This is a genomic window from Micromonospora sp. NPDC018662 (genome assembly GCF_044391475.1).
Classification (GTDB): Bacteria; Actinomycetota; Actinomycetes; order Mycobacteriales; family Micromonosporaceae; genus Micromonospora.
In genome coordinates this window covers 228,366-247,030 of record NZ_JBISAC010000007.1, presented here as the reverse complement: position 1 = coordinate 247,030, position 18,665 = coordinate 228,366, and the positions used below count along the sequence as shown (strand labels likewise).

General features: G+C 74.0%; 14 protein-coding genes. 10 read left to right on the top strand and 4 right to left on the bottom strand.

The annotated features are described in order from the left end of the window. Positions 1 to 153 precede the first annotated feature (153 nt). The gene (leuS, locus tag ACH495_RS21195) at positions 154 to 2,994 is read left to right on the top strand and encodes a leucine--tRNA ligase (protein WP_396859434.1); all 2,841 of its coding nucleotides are present in this window, start codon (positions 154 to 156) and stop codon (positions 2,992 to 2,994) included. 536 nt (positions 2,995 to 3,530) lie between these two features. Here leuS and ACH495_RS21190 read toward each other — a convergent pair. The 4 genes from ACH495_RS21190 to ACH495_RS21175 form a co-directional block, all read right to left on the bottom strand. Then, the gene (locus ACH495_RS21190; RefSeq protein WP_396859563.1) at positions 3,531 to 4,151 is read right to left on the bottom strand and encodes a phosphotransferase; all 621 of its coding nucleotides are present in this window, start codon (positions 4,149 to 4,151) and stop codon (positions 3,531 to 3,533) included. A gap of 83 nt (positions 4,152 to 4,234) precedes the next feature. After that, positions 4,235 to 4,951 (bottom strand): TVP38/TMEM64 family protein, encoded by a 717-nt coding sequence (locus ACH495_RS21185; RefSeq protein WP_396859433.1) that lies wholly within the window; start codon positions 4,949 to 4,951, stop codon positions 4,235 to 4,237. Then, the gene (locus ACH495_RS21180; protein ID WP_396859432.1) at positions 4,948 to 5,670 is read right to left on the bottom strand and encodes a type 1 glutamine amidotransferase; all 723 of its coding nucleotides are present in this window, start codon (positions 5,668 to 5,670) and stop codon (positions 4,948 to 4,950) included. Before ACH495_RS21180 ends, ACH495_RS21185 begins: the two co-directional genes overlap by 4 nt. Next, complete coding sequence (locus ACH495_RS21175; protein ID WP_343447696.1) at positions 5,660 to 6,907, bottom strand: MurT ligase domain-containing protein; 1,248 nt, start codon at positions 6,905 to 6,907, stop codon at positions 5,660 to 5,662. The genes ACH495_RS21180 and ACH495_RS21175 overlap by 11 nt, the downstream gene beginning before the upstream one ends. A 355-nt stretch (positions 6,908 to 7,262) precedes the next feature. On the opposite strand from ACH495_RS21175, the gene mraZ reads away from it, so the two are divergent. The 9 genes from mraZ to murG all read left to right on the top strand — a co-directional run bounded on the left by mraZ (position 7,263) and on the right by murG (position 18,655). Beyond that, positions 7,263 to 7,694 carry a division/cell wall cluster transcriptional repressor MraZ gene (gene mraZ, locus ACH495_RS21170; RefSeq protein ID WP_091060154.1) on the top strand — a complete coding sequence of 144 codons (432 nt, stop codon included), beginning with the start codon at positions 7,263 to 7,265 and terminating at the stop codon, positions 7,692 to 7,694. 204 nt (positions 7,695 to 7,898) lie between these two features. Further along, the gene (rsmH, locus tag ACH495_RS21165) at positions 7,899 to 8,957 is read left to right on the top strand and encodes a 16S rRNA (cytosine(1402)-N(4))-methyltransferase RsmH (RefSeq protein ID WP_396859562.1); all 1,059 of its coding nucleotides are present in this window, start codon (positions 7,899 to 7,901) and stop codon (positions 8,955 to 8,957) included. Further along, positions 8,954 to 9,538: a hypothetical protein gene (locus ACH495_RS21160; RefSeq protein WP_396859431.1), complete on the top strand. Its 585-nt coding sequence runs from the start codon at positions 8,954 to 8,956 to the stop codon at positions 9,536 to 9,538. Before rsmH ends, ACH495_RS21160 begins: the two co-directional genes overlap by 4 nt. Before the next feature lie 3 nt (positions 9,539 to 9,541). Beyond that, the gene (locus ACH495_RS21155) at positions 9,542 to 11,752 is read left to right on the top strand and encodes a peptidoglycan D,D-transpeptidase FtsI family protein (protein WP_396859430.1); all 2,211 of its coding nucleotides are present in this window, start codon (positions 9,542 to 9,544) and stop codon (positions 11,750 to 11,752) included. Positions 11,753 to 11,804: 52 nt separating this feature from the next. After that, positions 11,805 to 13,367 carry a UDP-N-acetylmuramoyl-L-alanyl-D-glutamate--2,6-diaminopimelate ligase gene (locus ACH495_RS21150; RefSeq protein ID WP_396859429.1) on the top strand — a complete coding sequence of 521 codons (1,563 nt, stop codon included), beginning with the start codon at positions 11,805 to 11,807 and terminating at the stop codon, positions 13,365 to 13,367. After that, positions 13,364 to 14,773 carry a UDP-N-acetylmuramoyl-tripeptide--D-alanyl-D-alanine ligase gene (gene murF / locus ACH495_RS21145; RefSeq protein ID WP_396859428.1) on the top strand — a complete coding sequence of 470 codons (1,410 nt, stop codon included), beginning with the start codon at positions 13,364 to 13,366 and terminating at the stop codon, positions 14,771 to 14,773. The genes ACH495_RS21150 and murF overlap by 4 nt, the downstream gene beginning before the upstream one ends. Next, positions 14,770 to 15,897 carry a phospho-N-acetylmuramoyl-pentapeptide-transferase gene (gene mraY, locus ACH495_RS21140; RefSeq protein ID WP_396859427.1) on the top strand — a complete coding sequence of 376 codons (1,128 nt, stop codon included), beginning with the start codon at positions 14,770 to 14,772 and terminating at the stop codon, positions 15,895 to 15,897. Before murF ends, mraY begins: the two co-directional genes overlap by 4 nt. A 122-nt stretch (positions 15,898 to 16,019) precedes the next feature. Next, positions 16,020 to 17,549 carry an FtsW/RodA/SpoVE family cell cycle protein gene (locus ACH495_RS21135; protein ID WP_396859426.1) on the top strand — a complete coding sequence of 510 codons (1,530 nt, stop codon included), beginning with the start codon at positions 16,020 to 16,022 and terminating at the stop codon, positions 17,547 to 17,549. Then, positions 17,549 to 18,655 (top strand): undecaprenyldiphospho-muramoylpentapeptide beta-N-acetylglucosaminyltransferase, encoded by a 1,107-nt coding sequence (murG, locus tag ACH495_RS21130; RefSeq protein WP_396859425.1) that lies wholly within the window; start codon positions 17,549 to 17,551, stop codon positions 18,653 to 18,655. The genes ACH495_RS21135 and murG overlap by 1 nt, the downstream gene beginning before the upstream one ends. Positions 18,656 to 18,665 lie beyond the last annotated feature (10 nt).

Sequence of the window (18,665 nt, the reverse complement as noted above, 5' to 3'; positions counted from 1 at the left end):
TCGCCGGACGGGGGACCGGGGTACACTGCGACCCATGGCCGGAGTCTTCCTGCTTCTTACCGAGCCGTGCTGATGCGCTGAACGCGCGACAGCACGGCCGCCCCTCCTGCGCGAGGGGCTTTTTTGTGCCCCCAGCAGACCTGAGGAGACGCCATGAGTGAGGCAGCCGCACCGGCCACCGACATTCCCCCGTTCCGCTACACCGCCGCCCTGGCCGAGGAGATCGAACAGCGCTGGCAGGACACCTGGGAACGGGAGGGCACCTTCCACGCCCCGAACCCGACCGGCCCGCTGGCCGACCCGGGGCACCCCCGCGCCGGCGCCGAGAAGCTGTACGTGCTGGACATGTTCCCGTACCCGTCGGGCGCCGGCCTGCACGTCGGCCACCCGCTGGGCTACATCGGCACCGACTGCTACGCCCGCTACCAGCGGATGGCCGGCCACAACGTGCTGCACGCGATGGGCTTCGACGCGTTCGGCCTGCCGGCCGAGCAGTACGCGGTGCAGACCGGCACCCACCCGCGGACCACCACGGTGGCCAACATCGCGCGGTACAAGGCGCAGCTGCGCCGGCTGGGGCTGGGCCACGACGAGCGGCGCTCGGTCGCCACCATCGACACCGAGTTCTACCGCTGGACGCAGTGGATCTTCCTGCAGGTCTACAACTCCTGGTACGACGCGGACGCGCGCCGGGCCCGCCCGGTGGCCGAGCTGATCGCCGAGTTCGAGGGCGGGAACCGGCCCACCCCGGACGGCCGCCCCTGGGCCGAGCTGACCGTGGCCGAGCGCCGCCGCGTCGTCGACGACCACCGGCTGGCGTACGTCTCCGAGGCGCCGGTGAACTGGTGCCCCGGGCTGGGCACCGTGCTGGCCAACGAGGAGGTCACCGCCGACGGTCGCTCCGAGCGGGGCAACTTCCCGGTCTTCAAGCGCAACCTGAAGCAGTGGATGATGCGGATCACCGCGTACGGTGACCGGCTGCTGGACGACCTGGACACGCTGGACTGGCCCGAGCCGATCAAGCTGATGCAGCGCAACTGGATCGGCAGGTCCACCGGCGCGCACATCGACTTCCCGACCGACGCCGCCGCGGTGCGGGTGTTCACGACCCGGCCGGACACCATCTTCGGTGCCACCTACCTGGTGCTGGCGCCCGAGCACGAGCTGGTCGACGCGCTGGTGCCGGCCGCCTGGCCGGCGGGGACCCGGGACGCCTGGACCGGTGGGCACGCGAGCCCGCGCGAGGCGGTCGAGGCGTACCGCAAGGCCGCCGCCGCCAAGACGGACATGGAGCGGCAGGCCGACACCCGGGAGAAGACCGGCGTCTTCACCGGCGCCTACGCCGACCACCCGGTCACCGGCACGCCGGTCCCGATCTTCATCGCCGACTACGTGCTGGCCGGCTACGGCACCGGCGCGATCATGGCGGTGCCCGCCGAGGACGAGCGGGACCACGCGTTCGCCGAGGTCTTCGAGCTGCCCGTGGTGCGTACCGTGCAGCCGCCGGAAGGGTTCACCGGCGGGGCGTACACCGGGGACGGGCCGCGGATCAACAGCGCCGCGCCCGCGGTCGGCCTGGACCTGAACGGCCTGGGGCTGGCCGACGCGAAGGCCCGGGCCATCGGCTGGCTGGAGGCCGAGGGGCGCGGCGTCGGCGCGACCACCTGGCGGCTGCGGGACTGGCTGTTCTCCCGGCAGCGCTACTGGGGCGAGCCGTTCCCGATCGTGTACGACGAGACCGGGGCGCCGATCGCGCTGCCGGAGTCGATGCTGCCGGTCGAGCTGCCCGAGGTGGACGACTTCTCGCCGAAGACGTTCGACCCGGACGACGCCGCCAGCAACCCGGAGACCCCGCTGTCGCGGCGGCGCGACTGGGTCGAGGTCGAGCTGGACCTGGGTGACGGGCCGAAGCGGTACACCCGGGAGACCAACGTGATGCCGCAGTGGGCCGGCTCCTGCTGGTACGAGCTGCGCTACGTGGACCCGACCGCCTCCCAGCGCTTCGCCGACCCGGAGAACGAGGCGTACTGGATGGGCCCGCGGCGGCCCGGCGACTGTGGGGGCACCGACCTGTACGTGGGCGGCGCCGAGCACGCCGTGCTGCACCTGCTGTACGCCCGCTTCTGGCACAAGGTGCTGTTCGACCTGGGGCACGTCTCCTCGTTCGAGCCGTACCGCCGGCTGTTCAACCAGGGCTACATCCAGGCGTACGCGTTCACCGACCCGCGCGGCGCCTACGTGCCGGCCGAGGAGGTCGTCGAGGTCGACGGCCGGTGGTTCCACGGCGAGACCGAGGTCAGGCGCGAGTACGGCAAGATGGGCAAGTCGCTGCGGAACGTGGTCACCCCGGACGAGATGTGCGCGGCGTACGGCGCGGACACGTTCCGGGTGTACGAGATGTCGATGGGCCCGCTGGAGGTGTCCCGCCCGTGGGAGACCCGGGCGGTGGTCGGCTCGTACCGGTTCCTGCAGCGGGTCTGGCGCACGGTCGTTGACGAGCGGACCGGCGCGTCCCGGGTCACCGACGTGCCCGCCGACGAGGCGACCCGGCGGCTGCTGCACAAGGTGATCGACGGGGTCCGCGCCGACATGGACGGGATCCGGTTCAACACCGCGATCGCCAAGCTGATCGAGCTGACCAACGGCCTGACCCGACTGGCCGAGACGCCGCGCGAGGTGGCCGAGCCGCTGGTGCTGATGGTCGCCCCGTTCGCCCCGCACATCGCCGAGGAGCTGTGGCGCCGGCTGGGTCACGACACCTCGCTGACGTACGCGGACTTCCCGGTGGCCGACCCGGCCCTGCTGGTGGCCGAGTCGGTGACCTACCCGGTGCAGGTCAACGGCAAGGTCCGGGGCCGGGTCGAGGTGCCGGCAGACGCGCCCGAGGACGCGGTCCGCGCGGTCGCGCTGGAGGCGGTCGCCGGCGTGCTGGCCGGCAAGGAGCCGCGCAAGGTGATCGTGGTGAAGGGCCGGATGGTCTCGGTCGTCGCCTGACCCGGGTCGCGGGCGCGCCCAGCGTGGGCGCGCCCGCGATCGCGCACCGCTGGCGCCCGCGATCGCGCACCGCTGGCGGCGGTGCACGATCACCGCGGCGAGCAGTTCGGTCACCGCGCCGGCCCGGTCAACTCGGCCCGCCGATCCTGCCGGGTGCCGGGTGCCGGGTGCCGGGTGCCGGGTGCCGGGTGCCGGCCGGTGGCTCCACGCCGGTGTCGCCGTCGGGTGTGGCCCGTCCTCCGTTGCCGGTCCGTCCCGGCGGCTCGGTCCCTGCCCTCGCTGTTCACCGATCGGGTCGCGCCCCTGTCGAGCTGATATCAGAAACGACTCATCCCGTCCCGCACCGGCTGCCCGCGACTGAGTCGTTTCTGATATCAGCTCCAAAGGCGTCTTGAGGGACCGATGACCGGACGACCGCGACCGGCGACCGCGACCGGCGACCGCGACTGCGACCCGCGACTGCGACTGCGACCGGCGACTGCGACCGGCGACCGCAGCCGGCGACGTGCACCCGAGCCCGTGCCTGGTGGGGACGGTTACGACGTGCCGAGCGCGGCCTCGACCTCCGGGCGGTGCCGGTGCAGCCATTCGTGCCAGCCGCGTACCGTCTCGACTGCCCCGGCGGCGCGCAACCGGCGCATGCCGGGCTCGTCCCGGTCGGCACCGGAGTCGATGCCTCGCCAGGTGGCCCCGATCTGGTCCCGGATGACCGCGACCAGCTCGGCCCGGGGGAGCAGCCCGTCGGCCCCGCCCTCGTAGGCGTCACAGAGCAGCCGGCATCGGCGGCCCAGCTCGGCCGGGTCGGCGTCGCCGCCGAGCGTGCCCCAGTGCCAGCCGGCGAACGCCACGTCGTCGATGCGCCGGCCCGGACCGGCGAGGTCCCAGTCCAGCAGCGCCACCGGCACCGGACCGGCCGGTCCGGCCCGGTACACCGTGTTCTTCGGGGACAGATCCCGGTGGCAGACCGTCTCCGCGCCGCCGGCCAGCCCGGTGCCGGCGCAGGCGTCGTGCAGCGCCCGGGTCAGCCCGGCCAGCCCGGCCAGCGCCGCGTCGGCGAAGAAGGCCGGCTCCTCCCGGTCGCGCCACGGGACCACGCCGTCGACGTGCGCGAGCACCTGCCGGCCCTGGTCGTCCACCCCGAGGTGGTCGGGCGCGATCCCGGGTACGGCGGACCGTGTCCCCGATCCGGACCACCTCGGCGATGAACCCGCCGGGCAGCGTCTCCCCGCTGCCGCTCATGTCAGCTCGGCCCGAGCCGGCGCTGCCGCTCGGCCCGCCACCAGCGATGGATGATCAGCACGCTGGCGATCAGGCCGAGGCTGGCCGGCGCGGCGGCGTACCAGTTGATCGAACCGGGGCTGCTCACCGCCGCGCCGATCGCGGCGTAGCCGATGGCGGTCGGGGCGGAGGCGATGACGCTGCCGGCCAGGAACGGCAGCACCCGGGCCGCGGTGGTGCCGTAGCCGTAGCTGACCAGCCCGAAACCGGCGATCGGCAGCAGCCGGACGGTGATCACCCCGAACACGGTCTGCCGGGCGAACCAGCCGTCCAGCCGGGCCAGCCGGCCGCGGACCCGCTCGGCCACGAAGTCGCGGCCCAGCAGCCGGCCGACCGCGAAGCCGAGCGCCGCCGCGAGCAGCGCCGCGCCGAGCGCGTACGCGGCACCCTGCACCGGGCCGAAGATCGCGCCCGAGGCCAGCGTGACGAACGTCCGGGGCACGAGCGCGACCAGCAGCAGCGCGCCGCCGACCACTGCCGCGACCGGGGCGTACCCGCCGAGCGAGTCGGCGAGCCGGGGCAGGTCGGCCGCGTCCGGCCGGGGCACCAGCAGCAGCGTGACGCCGAACCCGACGAGCAACAGGAGCAGCAGCCCGAACCGGCGCGCCGACGGCTGCCCCAGCAACCCGACGAGGCGGCGGGCCGCCGGTCGCCGCCCCGGCCGGGCGGCCCCGGTCATGCCCGGGCGGCGGCGGCCACCGCGGCGCGGCGCTCGGACCGGAGCCGGTCGGCCCAGGTGTCGTCGAGCGGGGGGAGCTGGTGGATGCCGGTCGCCCAGCGCAGCAGCAGGTCGGCCAGGTCGGGGTTGCGGGCCAGCGCCGGGCCGTGCGAATAGGTGCCGAGTAGCTTGCCCCGCCACGCGCCCTCGGTGGCGCCGTCGTTGCCGACCCCGGCGGTGACCCGGGCCAGCGGCGACACGCCCGGACCGAGATGGGTGCGGCCACCGTGGTTCTCGAAGCCGGTCAGGTGCGGGATGCCCAGCCGCGGGTCGACCTCGCCGGCCAGCTCGCCGACCGCCCGGGTCGGACCCCGGTCGGAGGAGAGGTCGAGCAGCTCCAGCCCTTGGCAGCGGGTGCCCTTGGCGAAGAACGAGGTGCCGAGCAGTTGGTAGCCGGCGCAGACGCCGAACACCACCGAGCCCTGGGCCACCGCCCGGTGCAGGCCGCCGTCGGCGAGCAGGCGCTGGGCGCCCAGCGCCTGCGGCCCGTCCTCGCCGCCGCCGATCAGGTAGATGTCGGCGGTGGCGGGCAGCCGCTGGTCGGAGCGGACCTCCAGCACCTCGACCGGCATGCCGCGCAGCTGGGCCCGGCGGGCCAGGATCAGCGCGTTGCCCCGGTCGCCGTAGGTGGACAGCAGGTCGGGATAGACCCAGACGATGCGCAGGCTCTCAGTTGACACGGTCCAGCTCCGCTCGGATGTCCTGGAAGGCGGTGTAGTTGGCGATGACCTCCAGCCGGCCCGGCGGCACCGCGCGGACCGCCTCGTCGAACGTGCGCACGTGCCGGAACGGCACGCCGTTGACGTCGAGCCGCACCGCCAGGTCGTACGCCCGGTCGCCGGTGATCAGCACCTGCCGGCCGGCCAGCGGGGAGAAGTCGACGTCGAACAGCCACGACGTGTCCAGCCCGTCGGGGTCGCGCGCGTTGATGGAGAGCAGTGTCGGCGCGACGTCGGCCATGTCGAACGCCTCCAGCCAGCTCGCCGGGTTCTTGGCCAGCAGCAGCCGGATGTTGCGCCCGTCCCGGTCGACCTGGGCGTAGCGGCCGGCCACCGAGGTGACCGAGCCGAGCCGGGAGACCGCGTCCACCGGGCGTACGCCGAACTCGGCGGCGACCGCCAGCGCGGTGGCCGCGTTGCCGAGGTTGACCTTGCCGGGGAGCTGGAGCTGGATCTTGTGCCAGGCGCCGGTGGGGTCGAGCACGCCGTCGTCCTCCACCGTCCACTGCGGCTCGGGGCGGCGCAGCGGGCAGCCGGTGCACCACCACTGCCCGCCGGAGCGCTGGATGGTGGAGCCGCACTCGGGGCAGACCCAGGAGTCGTCGTGCCAGCGCTGGCCGGCGCTGAACCAGGTGACGTGCGGCGGCACGTGACCCTGGGCCGGGTCGGCCGGCGGGGTGGCGGCCCAGACCACCATCGGGTCGTCGGCGTTGGCGACCACCCGCACGTCGGGATGCCGGACCAGGGCGGCGCGCCAGAGCTGCGCCATCATGGCGACCTCCTTGGCGCGGTCGAGCTGGTCGCGGGAGAGGTTGAGCAGCGCCACCACGTGCGGCTCGGTCGCCTCCAGCACCTGCGCCAGGTAGTGCTCGTCCACCTCGAGCACGGCGTACGGCGTGCTGCCGGCCTTGGCCAGCGCCGAGGTGTGCCCGGTGGGCATGTTGGCGCCGAAGGCGTTGGAGGCGACCCGGCCCAGCACGCCGACCGCGGCGGTGGTGAGCCGGGTGGTGGTGGTCTTGCCGTTGGTGCCGGACACCAGGGCGATGGCCCGCCCGGCCGAGAGGTGGGCGAGCAGGTCCGGGTCGATCTTGAGGCCGATCCAGCCGCCGATCACCGAGCCGTCGCCACGGCCCGCGGCCCGCGACAGCGCCGCGGCGGTGCGCGACACGGAGCTGGCCACCTTTGCCCGCAAGGGCATCTTCGCGTCCGTCACCCGAGCGAGGTTACCGGACCACGGTGACCGCCAGATCGCCGCCGACGGCGAACCGTTCGGCCGGGGACGGCCCGGCGGACGGCCGGAGCGTGCTCGGCCGGACGGGGGCGGTCGATGTCGGGTAATGGACCGCCGCCGGGGGCGGCCACCCCCTCCACTGGGCCCCACCCGGGTTGACGTGCGGTTTTGCGCGCGGAAACGCCGCGCCGACCAGGCGATTCTGGTTGCAGGTGGAGGGAAGTGGAGTAGAGTGGGGCGCGATGGTGAGGCCGGGAGGGCCACACCGGCCCGGGGGGTCAGCGGCGCCGCGAACGCCGCTCAGGGCGAGGGGGTTGGGCCGATGTTCCTCGGCACCCACACTCCGCGCCTGGACGACAAAGGCCGGTTGATCCTGCCGGCCAAGTTCCGGGACGAGCTGGCGGGGGGTGTCGTGATCACCAAAGGGCAGGAGCGCTGCCTCTACGTCTTCCCGATGCCCGAGTTCCAGCGGATCGCCGACCAGTTGCGCGCGCAGCCGATGACCAGCAAGGCGGCCCGGGCCTACAGCCGGGTCTTCTTCGCCAGCGCGCACGACGAGGTGCCGGACAAGCAGGGTCGGGTCACGATTCCCGGCCACCTGCGGTCCTACGCGGCCCTCGACCGGGAGCTGGTCGTGATCGGGGCGAGCACCCGGGTGGAGATCTGGGACAGGGCGGCCTGGGAGGCCTACCTCGCGGAGAGCGAAGACGACTTCGCCGACATCGAGGAGGGGGTGCTGCCCGGCGGTCTGTAGGGCGTGACGGCGCCCGACGTACTGCGAGATCTCCAGCCGCTTTCGAGTTCCTGGCACCCCTTCCCCGGTGCCAGGCGCACGATCCGAGACGGAGGGCCGCGGCCTCCGGCGGGCGGGAGCGGATGGGGATCTGGCGGTATGGCGAGGCGTCGTGGCGACGACGGACACGTGCACACAGACGGTTTTCGAGTGGTGGGGGTCGACATGGGGGAGCTACGCGGCACGCACGTGCCGGTGCTGCTCGAGCGGTGTCTCGAGCTGCTGGCCCCCGCGCTGGCCCGCCCCGGCCGGACCGTCCACGTCGACGCCACGCTCGGCCTGGCCGGGCACGCCGAGGCGGTGCTCACGGCACACCCGGACACGGTCCTGATCGGCCTGGACCGGGACACCGAGGCGCTCGCCCACGCGCGGGTCCGCCTGGCCCGGTTCGCCGACCGGATCCACCTGGAGCACGCCGTCTACGACGAGCTGCCCGAGGTGCTCGACCGGCTCGGCTACCCGGCGATCGACAGCGCGCTGTTCGATCTCGGCGTCTCGTCCCTGCAACTCGACGCGCCCGACCGCGGGTTCGCGTACGCGCAGGATGCGCCGCTGGACATGCGGATGGACCAGACCCGGGGGGTGACCGCCGAGGAGGTGGTCAACACCTACTCCCACCCGGACCTGGCCCGGCTGCTGCGGGTGTACGGCGAGGAGAAGTTCGCCGGGAAGGTCGCCTCGGCGATCATCCGGGAGCGGGAGCGGTCCCGGATCACGTCGTCGGCCCGGTTGGCCGAGCTGGTGCGGGACGCGATTCCCGCGCCGGCCCGTCGAACCGGCGGACACCCGGCAAAGAGAACGTTTCAGGCTTTACGGATCGAGGTAAACAGAGAACTGGCAGCGCTGGAGACGGCGCTGCCGGCCGCTCTGGACAAGCTCACCGTGGGCGGCCGCCTGGTGGTCCTGTCCTACCACTCGCTGGAGGACCGGCTCACCAAGCAGGCGCTCGCCGACCGGGTCCGCAGCAAGGGCCCGGTCGACCTTCCGGTCGAACTGCCCGGGTCGGGTCCGACGTTCCGGCTGCTGAGCCGGGGCGCGGAGCTGCCCGGGGAGGCGGAGGTGGCCGCGAACTCGCGGGCCGCCTCGGTGCGGCTGCGGGCCGCGGAGCGGCTCGATCCGGAGGCGACCAGGCAGGGGCGTACCGACCGCGAACGGTACCGCCGCCGGGCGAAGGCGATGCACCAACCGGGGAACGGGACGGACGAGGAGGGGGAGGGGACATGAACGTCGAGAAGCGCGACGGCCGGGGGGCCGTCGGGCAGCGCGCACCGCGGTCGGGGGGCCGGACCACGGCGCAGCGCGCCACGCGGGACACGACGGCGACGGCCGACCGTCGGGAGGGGACCCGCGCCCGGGGGGCGCGCGAGTACCCGACCGAGGGCAGCGCCGCGCTGCGGCCGGCCGAGCGCACCCGGGCCGCCGCGCCGGCGGCGCCGCGGTTGCGGGTCGCCCCGCCGCCGCCGATCCGGGTGCCGCGGGCGCCCTTCGTCGGGCTGATCCTGGTGCTCGTGGTCGGCGGGGTGCTCGGCATCCTGGCGGTCAACACCAAGATCAACGAGAACGCCTTCCGCCTGGAGAAGCTCCAGCAGCAGCAGGCCAAGCTCGACGTGGACGAGCAGGAGCTGAAGAAGGAGATCGCCGAGCAGAAGGCGCCGGGCAACCTCACCGCCAACGCCCGCAAGCTGGGCCTGGTCGAGTCCGCGGACCCGGCCTACATCCGGCTGCCGGACGGCCGGACGATCGGCGTGCCGCACCCCGCCGAGGGTGCGCCGACCGGCGCCGGCCAGCAGGGCAACGGAGGCTGAGCGGTGCCGCCGAGATCGGATGAACCGCGCCGGGACGCCACAGGCTCCCGGCGCGGCTCGTCGCGTGGGGCCGAGCCGCGGGAGCCGGGCGTCGGCGGGATCTCCGACGCGCGGGCGTACACCCCGCGCGGGCGGACCATCCGCGAGGGCGGCGCCGAGCAGCGGCGTACCCCCCGCAGCAACCGGTCCGGCGACCCGTTCCGGCCGGCGTTGCAGGTGCTCGACGGCGGCCGGGCCGGGCGCGCCGGCCGCCGGGAGCCCGCCGCGTCCGCCGAGGGCGCCCGGGCCGGCCGCCGCGCGACGGCGGCCGGTGGCCGGGCCGGCGTGGTGCGGACCGTCTCGGCCCGCCCGGTGCAGGAGCCGTTCGACGACGAGGAGGACGCGCCGCCGCGTCGCCGGCCCGGCCCGCGCCGCCCGGCGGCCCGCCGGCCGGTCCGCAAGCCGCGCCGCCCGCCCCGGCTGGGCGACCCGCGCCGACGGCTGCGGCTCGCCACCGTGCTGGCGCTGACGCTGTTCGCCAGCATCGGCATGCGGCTGGTCTACCTCCAGACCGTGGACACCCCGGCGTACGCCGACGGCGGCCTGCCCAAGCGGCTCGCCGTGGTCGAGCTGCCGGCCCCGCGCGGCGCCATCCTCGACCGCACCGGCGAGCCGCTGGCGCACAGCGTCGAGGCCCGGTACGTCTTCGCCGACCCGACGGAGGTCAAGGACCGGTTCGCCACCGCCCGGGCGCTCTCCCCGCTGCTCGGCGTGCCGGCCTCCGACCTGGCCGAGAAGATGAAGCCGAGCAAGCTGCCCGGCACCGACACCGACCTCCAGTTCGTCTACCTGGCCCGGGGCGTCGAGATCGGCACGGCCAAGCAGATCGTGGCGCTCGACCTGGCCGGCATCGGCGTGCACCGCGACGAGCGGCGCGAGGTGCCCGGCGGTGACCTGGCCGCCAACCTGCTCGGCTTCGTCAGCCAGGACATGAACGGCCTGGAGGGCCTGGAGGCCAAGTACGACGACCTGCTGCGTGGTCAGGCCGGCAAGCGGACCTACGAGGTGGGCCAGGGCGACCTGGCCGCGCCCATCCCGGGCGGCTACAGCCGGACCACCCAGCCCCAACCGGGCAGCTCGCTGCAACTCACCCTCGACCGGGACCTCCAGTTCATGACGCAACGGATCCTGGCGAAGCAGGTAGCCCAGGTGAAGGGCAGCGTCGCCGCGGCCGTGATCATCGACGTGCCGACCGGTGAGGTGCTGGCCCAGGCCAGCCAGCCCACGTACGACGCGGCCGACCCGACGAAGGTCAACTCCCCGGCCGACCGGGACGACGCGGCCACGAGTTTCGTGGTGGACCCGGGCTCGATCCACAAGGCGATCACCTACGGCGCCGCGCTCCAGGAGGGCGTGATCACGCCGAACACCACGTTCCCGGTGGCGAACACGATCGTCCGGGGCGGCGTCACGTTCCGCGACACCCACCCGGCCGACGGCCGCACCATGAGCATCCCCGGCATGCTGGCGTTCTCGTCGAACGTCGGCACCATCGAGATCGCCGAGAAGCTGGGCAAGGACCGGCTGATCGACTACCAGAAGCGGTTCGGGCTGGGCCAGCCGACCGGTGAGGGCCTGCCGGGCGAGGCGCCGGGCCGGATCCTCCCGGCCGACCAGTGGAGCGGATCGGCGTACGGGTCGGTGCCGATCGGGCACAGCGTGGACGCCACGCCGTTGCAGATGGCCGCCGCGTACAACGCGATCGCCAACAACGGCACGTACGTGCAGCCGCACCTGATCAAGGAGACCATCGGGCCGGACGGCACCCGGACGCCGGGCGCCGCCCCGGCCACCCGCTCGGTGCTCAGCCCCGCCAACGCGGCGGCGCTGCGCCGGATGCTGGAGGCGGTCACCACCGTCGACAACGGCCCGGCGGAACGGGCCACCGGGCTGGCCGCCGCCGTACCGGGCTACCGGGTGGCCGGCAAGACCGGCACCGGCCTGCGCTACGACAACGGCAAGCAGCAGCCCGGCGAGGTCGGCTCGTTCATCGGGATGGCCCCGGCGGAGAAGCCGCGCTACGTGGTGGCGGTCTTCGTCTGGAGCCCCGACGGCGGGGGCGGCGCGGTCGCCGCGCCGGCGTTCCGGGAGATGATGGGCTTCACGCTCCGGCACTACCGGGTGCCGCCGTCGCTGACCGACAAGTCTCCGAAGTTCGAGGTCTTTCCGCGCTGAGCGGGCACGGCGGGACATCATCGGTGGGTGGCGACGAACCACCGGGGCGGCTGTGCGGTCGGAACCGGACGACCGGGTAGGGTCTGACGCCGTGCCCGGCAATCCACGTCCCGCCACCGTGCTTCCCGTCCGGCTCGGCGACCTCGCCGACCTGCTGGCCGTGGCGCCGCCCCCGGGGGCCGCCGAGGTGGCCGTCACCGGGGTCACCCACGCCAGCCACGAGGTCCACCCCGGTGACCTGTACGCCGCGCTGCCCGGCTCACGCCGGCACGGCGCGGAGTTCGCCGCCGCCGCGGCCGCCGCCGGCGCGATGGCCGTGCTGACCGACCCGGCCGGGGCGCCGCTGGCCGCCGACGCGGGCCTGCCCGTGCTGGTCGTCGACGACGCCCGGGGGGTGCTCGGCACGGTCGCCGCCACGGTCTACGGTGACCCGACCGCCGGGCTGACCGTGATCGGCGTGACCGGCACCGCCGGCAAGACCTCCACCAGCTATCTGATCGAGTCCGGGCTGCGCGCCGCCGGGCACGTCACCGGCCTGATCGGCACCGTGGAGACCCGCCTCGGCGACCTCGTGGTGGACAGCGTCCGCACCACCCCGGAGGCCACCGACCTGCACGCCATGCTCGCGGTGGCGCGCGAGCGCGGCGTGGACGCCGTGGTGATGGAGGTGTCCAGCCACGCGCTCGTGATGGGCCGGGTCGGCGGCGTCCGGTTCGACGTCGGCGGCTACACCAACTTCGGCTCCGACCACCTCGACTTCCACGCCGACGAGGCGGACTACTTCGCGGCCAAGGCCCGGCTCTTCGACGGCCGCTGCCGGGTCGAGGTGCTGAACCACGACGACCCGGCGCTGCGCCCGCTGTACAAGCCGGACACGGTGACCTACTCGGCGGCCGGCGACCACGACGCGACCTGGTGGGCCGACCGGATCTCCGGCGAGGGGTACGCGCAGCGCTTCACGCTGCACGGCCCGGACGCGGTGGCGCTACCCACCGGCGTGGCGCTGCCGGGTCGGCACAACGTGGCCAACGCGCTGCTGGCCGTCGCCACGCTGGTCGCCGCCGGCGTCGACCCGGCCACCGCCGCGCAGGGCGTGGCCGCCTGCGGCGGCGTGCCCGGCCGGCTGGAGCTGGTCAGCGGCGACGCCCCGGTGCGTGGCGTGGTCGACTACGCGCACAAGGCGAATGCGATCGAGGCGGTGCTCACGGCCCTGCGCGGCCTGACCGGTGGCCGGCTGGTCTGCGTGGTGGGCGCCGGCGGCGACCGCGACCGGGGCAAGCGGCCGGTGATGGGCGAGGTGGCCGCCCGGGGCGCCGACGTGCTGCTGGTGACCGACGACAACCCGCGGACCGAGGACCCGGCCACCATCCGGGCCGAGGTGCTGGCCGGCGCGTACGCCGCGGCCGCCCCGGCCCGCGTCATCGAGGTGCCCGGCCGGCGGGCGGCGATCGAGGAGGCGGTCCGGGTGGCGGAACCGGGTGACGTGGTGGCGGTGCTGGGCAAGGGGCAGGAGCGCGGCCAGGAGATCGGCGGCGAGGTGCTGCCCTTCGACGACCGGGTGGAGCTGGCGGCGGCGCTGCGGGCCCGCTTCGGGGACCTGGCGGGTGGGCGATGATCCCGCTGACGCTGGCCGAGGTGGCCGCCGCGGTCGGCGGCCGGCTGGCCGGGGCCGACCCGGAGGCCCGGGTCACCGGCACGGTGGAGTTCGACTCCCGCAAGGTGACCTCCGGTGGGCTCTTCGTGGCGTTCCCCGGCGAGAAGGTGGACGGCCACGACTACGCAGCCGGCGCGGTGGCGGACGGCGCGGTCGCCGTGCTCGGCGCCCGCGAGCTGCCGGGCGTGCCGATGGTGCTGGTCGACGACGCGCTCGACGCGATGGGCCGGCTGGCCCGCGCGGTGGTCGACCGGCTGCCCGGCCTGACCGTGATCGGGTTGACCGGCTCGTCCGGGAAGACCACCACCAAGGACCTGATCGCCCAGCTCGCGGTCCGGCTCGGCCCGACCGTGGCGCCGCCCGGTTCGTTCAACAACGAGCTGGGGCACCCGTACACGGCGTTGCAGGCCACGCCGGAGACGCGTTACCTGGTGATGGAGAAGGGCGCCCGGGGCGTGGGTCACGTCCGCTACCTGTGCGACGTGGTGCCGCCGCGGATCTCGGTGGTGCTCAACGTCGGGGTGGCGCACCTGGGCGAGTTCGGCTCGGTGGAGACCATCGCGCTCGCCAAGGGGGAACTGGTCGAGGCGCTGCCCGACGACGGGCTGGCGGTGCTCAACGCCGACGACCCGCGGGTCGACGCGATGGCGTCGCGGACCGGGGCCCGGGTGGTGCGCTACGGCGAGTCGGAGCGCGCCGACGTGCGCGCCGTGGACGTGACGGTCGACGGCCGGGGACGGCCCTCGTACACCCTCGTCACCCCGGAGGGCAGCGCGCCGGTGCGGCTCGGGCTGACCGGCCGGCACCAGGTGTCCAACTCGCTGGCCGCCGCGGCGGTCGCCCGCGAGCTGGGCCTGCCGCTGACCGAGCTGGCGGCGGCGCTGGGCGAGCTGGGCCTGGTCTCCACCCGGCGGATGGACGTGTTCGAACGCCCCGACGGCGTGGTCGTGATCGACGACTCGTACAACGCCAACCCGGCCTCCACCGGCGTGGCGCTGCGCGCGTTGGCGAGCATGCGCGGGGAGGGGCGTACGGTCGCGGTGCTCGGCTACATGGCCGAGCTGGGCGACTTCGAACGGGAAGGACATCAGCAGGTCGGCCGGCTCGCGGCCGAGCTGGGAATCGACCGGCTGCTCGTGGTGGGCGAGCCGGCGGCGCCGATCCACGAGGGCGCGACAGCGGTAGGCAACTGGGGAGGAGAGTCGGTGCTGCTCACCGATCAGGCGGCGGCCGTCGAGGTGCTGCGGAGCGAGCTGCGTCCGTCAGACGTGGTGCTGGTGAAGGGCTCCCGGTACCGGACCTGGGACGTGGCCGACGCGCTGCGCGCGGACGCCCGGGAAACGGAGACGGAGGGCGGCGCCGCATGAGGGCGGTCATCGTCGCCATCGGCGTCGCGTTCCTGATCTCGCTGTTCTGCACCCCGATCGCGATCAAGGTGTTCGCCCGGCTCAAGGCCGGCCAGCCGATCCGATCGAACCTCGGGCTCGCCAGCAACGAGGGCAAGAAGGGCACGCCGACGATGGGCGGCGTGGTCTTCATCCTGGCCACCGTGATCGCGTACGTCGCCGGGCACCTGGCCCTGACCACGCTGCCGGACGCGCAGATCGCGCAGGTCGAGCCGACCATCACGGCGCTGGTGCTGCTGGGGCTGATGGTGTTCTCCGGCGCGGTCGGCTTCATCGACGACTTCCTCAAGGTCCGCAAGCGGCACAGCGGTGGCCTCAACAAGCGCGGCAAGCTGGCCGGGCAGATCCTGGTCGGCGCGGTCTTCGGCGCGGTGGCGGTCTACTTCCCGTCGAGCATGAAGGACGTCAGCGGCAACGCCACCAACACCGAGACGGTGGGCAGCACCACGCTGAGCTTCATCCGGGACATCCCGGCGCTGGAGATCGGCAAGATCGGCGCGGTCATCGTCATCATCATGGTGGTGATGGCGGCGACCAACGGCGTCAACCTCACCGACGGTCTGGACGGCCTGGCCACCGGCGCCTCGGTGATGGTGCTCGCCGCGTACGCGCTGATCGCGTTCTGGCAGTACCGGCACTGGTGCGCGGACCCGAACTACAACGAGGCGTACTGCTACACCGTGCGCGACCCGCTGGAGATCGCGTTGATCGCCGGCGCGGCGGCCGGGGCCTGCGTCGGCTTCCTCTGGTGGAACACCTCACCGGCCCGGATCTTCATGGGTGACACCGGCGCGCTCGGGCTGGGCGGCCTGATCGCCGGCATGGCGATGTCCACCCGGACCATCCTGCTGCTGCCGATCCTGGGCGGCCTGTTCGTGATCATCACGATGTCCGTGGTCATCCAGATCATCTCGTTCCGCACCACCGGCAAGCGGGTGTTCCGGATGTCGCCGCTCCAGCACCACTTCGAGCTGGCCGGCTGGAGCGAGGTCAACATCGTGGTCCGGTTCTGGATCATCGCCGGCATCGGCGTGGCCATCGCGCTGGGCCTGTTCTACAGCGAGTTCCTCGCCGCGGTCAGCTAGCTGTGTAAGGAGGGGCCCCTTTTTAACAGACGTCTGTTAAAAAGGGGCCCCTCCTTACGATCCGACACGCCGACCGGACGGTTGCGCCACGGGCGGGCGGGTCGAGCCGCCATGATGAGCGGGTGGGGGAGGGACGAGACATCCAGGTCAGCAACGAGCCACCGGTCCGCCGTGCGCCCGCGGCCACGCCGCCGGCCGAGTCGCCGGCCGCCGCGCGCTGGGACCCGGCGGGCGGCCTGGCCGCGCTGCGCGGCCTGCTGGCCCGGCCGCTGGCCTCCTACTACCTGCTGCTCTCCAGCGCCGGCCTGCTGCTGCTGATCGGCCTCACCATGGTCTTCTCGGCGACCAGCGTGCGGGACTACGCCGAGGGCGGTGACGCCGCCGCCTCGCTGACCAAGCAGACCGTCTTCGCGGTGATCGGCGTCGGCGCGTTCTGGGCCTGCCAGCGGCTGCCCGCGCGGACGTTCCGGGCGGTGAGCCGCCCCGCGCTCGGCGTGGCGGTGGCGCTGCTGCTCCTGCTCAACCTGCTGGTCGCGCTGGAATCGCTGTTCGGGGTGGCGTCCATCGGGCCGTTGAAGGGCGAACTCCTCTCGCTCTCCCTCGGCCCGATCTCGCTTCAGCCGGCCGAGGTGGCCAAGTTCGCGCTGGTGCTGTGGGCGGCGCACGTGCTGGCCCGCAAGGGGGCCGCGCTGGGCTGGTGGCGGGAGCTGGCCACGCCGCTGTTCCCGGTGGTCGGCCTGATCTTCGTGCTGGTCGGCTACAACGACCTGGGCAGCATGCTCTGCCTGCTGGCGCTCGTGGTCGGCCTGCTCTGGGCGGCCGGCGTCCGGGCCCGGGTCTTCGCCGCGCTCTCCGCGATCGGCCTGGCCGGCATCGGCCTGCTGGTCGCCGCCGCCTCGCTCGGCGCCGGCTCCGGCTCCCGGGACGCCGAGAACTACCGGCTGGGCCGGCTCACCATGTGGCTCGAACCGCCCGATCCGCAGACCTGCATCGAGCTGAAGCTGGAGAACTGCTACCAGCCCATCATGGCCCGGTACGCGATCGGCAACGGCGGCTGGTTCGGCGTCGGCCTGGGCCAGAGCGTCTTCAAGTGGGACTGGCTGCCCGAGGCGCACAACGACTTCATCTTCGCCATCGTCGCCGAGGAGTTGGGCGTGGTGGGCTGCACCGTGATCCTGGTGCTCTTCGCCGTGCTGGCGTACACCGGCATGCGGATCGCCCGCCGGGTGGAGGACCCGTTCCGCCGGCTCGCCGCGGCCGGCGTGACCGCCTGGCTGGTCGGCCAGGCCGTCATCAACATCGGCGGCGTCACCGGGCTGCTGCCGCTGACCGGCGTACCGCTGCCGTTCATCTCCGACGGTGGCAGCGCGCTGGTGGTGACGCTGGCCGCGATCGGCATGCTCGCCTCCTTCGCCCGCGCCGAACCGGACGCGGCCCGGGCCCTGAACGCCCGTCCGCCGGCCCGATGGGTCCGACTAGTGTGGGCCCCGTTGCCGCCGCTTCCCGGCCGGCGCCGTCGACCGGCGCCGCCCCCGGCGGACCGAGGGCCCGTGCCCCGGTCCCGTCAGCGTCGGCAGGACGATCAGGCCGCGACCCGCGGCGCCCGGTCCGACCGGGCGCGCGCCGGCGCGGCGAACGAGAGGAGACGCTGATGGGTCCGCTGCGTTCGGTGGTGCTCTGCGGAGGGGGTACGGGCGGGCACATCTACCCGCTGCTCGCCTTCGCCGACTGCCTGCGCCGACACGACCCGAGCGTCCGGATCACCTGCCTGGGCACACCGAAGGGCCTGGAGAACGAGCTGATCCCGCCGGCCGGCTACGACCTGCGGCAGATCCCGGCCTACCAGCTGCCCCGCTCGGTCAACATGAGCCTGGTGCGCACGCCGGACCGGATGTGGAAGGCGGCCCGCGCGGCGGGCAAGGTGATCGACGAGGTGCGGGCCGACGCGGTGGTCGGCTTCGGCGGGTACGTCTCGGTCCCCGGCTACCTGGCCGCGTGGCGGCGTGACCTGCCGATCGTCATCCACGAGGTGAACGTGCCACCGGGCGTGGCGAACCGGATGGGCATGAAGTTCACCAAGAACGTCGCGGTGGGCTTCCCGCACCAGCCGGTCCAGGCCGAGGCGCTGCGCGACGCGCGGGTGGTCGGGGTGCCGCTGCGTCGGGGCATCGCCGGGCTGGACCGGGCGGCGCTGCGCGACGCCGCCCGCGCGCACTTCGGCCTCCGCCCCGACCTGCCGGTGCTCTTCGTGGCCGGCGGCTCGCAGGGCGCCCGCTCGATCAACCTGGCGGTCTCCGGTGCCGCGAAGGAGCTGGCCCGCCACGGTGTGCAGGTGCTGCACGTGATCGGCGCCCGCAACGAGCCGGTCTCCGTCCCCACCGACCTGCCGGTCCCGTACGTGACGCTGCCGTACCTGTCCGAGATGGAGCTCGGCTATGCGGCGGCCGACCTGATGCTGGGCCGGGGCGGCGCGATGACCTGCGCCGAGGTGGCCGCGATCGGCCTGCCCACGGTCTACGTGCCCTACCCGCACAGCAACCAGGAGCAGAAGCGCAACGCGCTGCCCGTGGTGGAGGCCGGCGGTGGGCTGCTCGCCGACGACGCCGAGGTGACCCCGGCCTGGGTGGAGCGCACCGTGATCCCGCTGATCCGGGACCCGCAACGACTCCACGCGATGAGCCGCGCCGCGGCCGGCTACGGCCGCCGCGACGGTGACGTGGCGCTGCTGAACTTCGTCTACGAGGCGGTCTCCGGGTGAGCGCGAGGAG

Bases quoted from the DNA above. Each gene is read 5' to 3' on its own strand.
- leuS (WP_396859434.1), top strand. From the start codon at position 154: ATGAGTGAGGCAGCCGCACCGGCCACCGACATTCCCCCGTTCCGCTAC.
- ACH495_RS21185 (WP_396859433.1), bottom strand. From the start codon at position 4,951: ATGACCGGGGCCGCCCGGCCGGGGCGGCGACCGGCGGCCCGCCGCCTC.
- ACH495_RS21175 (WP_343447696.1), bottom strand. From the start codon at position 6,907: ATGCCCTTGCGGGCAAAGGTGGCCAGCTCCGTGTCGCGCACCGCCGCG.
- mraZ (WP_091060154.1), top strand. From the start codon at position 7,263: ATGTTCCTCGGCACCCACACTCCGCGCCTGGACGACAAAGGCCGGTTG.
- rsmH (WP_396859562.1), top strand. From the start codon at position 7,899: ATGGGGGAGCTACGCGGCACGCACGTGCCGGTGCTGCTCGAGCGGTGT.
- ACH495_RS21160 (WP_396859431.1), top strand. From the start codon at position 8,954: ATGAACGTCGAGAAGCGCGACGGCCGGGGGGCCGTCGGGCAGCGCGCA.
- murF (WP_396859428.1), top strand. From the start codon at position 13,364: ATGATCCCGCTGACGCTGGCCGAGGTGGCCGCCGCGGTCGGCGGCCGG.
- mraY (WP_396859427.1), top strand. From the start codon at position 14,770: ATGAGGGCGGTCATCGTCGCCATCGGCGTCGCGTTCCTGATCTCGCTG.
- murG (WP_396859425.1), top strand. From the start codon at position 17,549: ATGGGTCCGCTGCGTTCGGTGGTGCTCTGCGGAGGGGGTACGGGCGGG.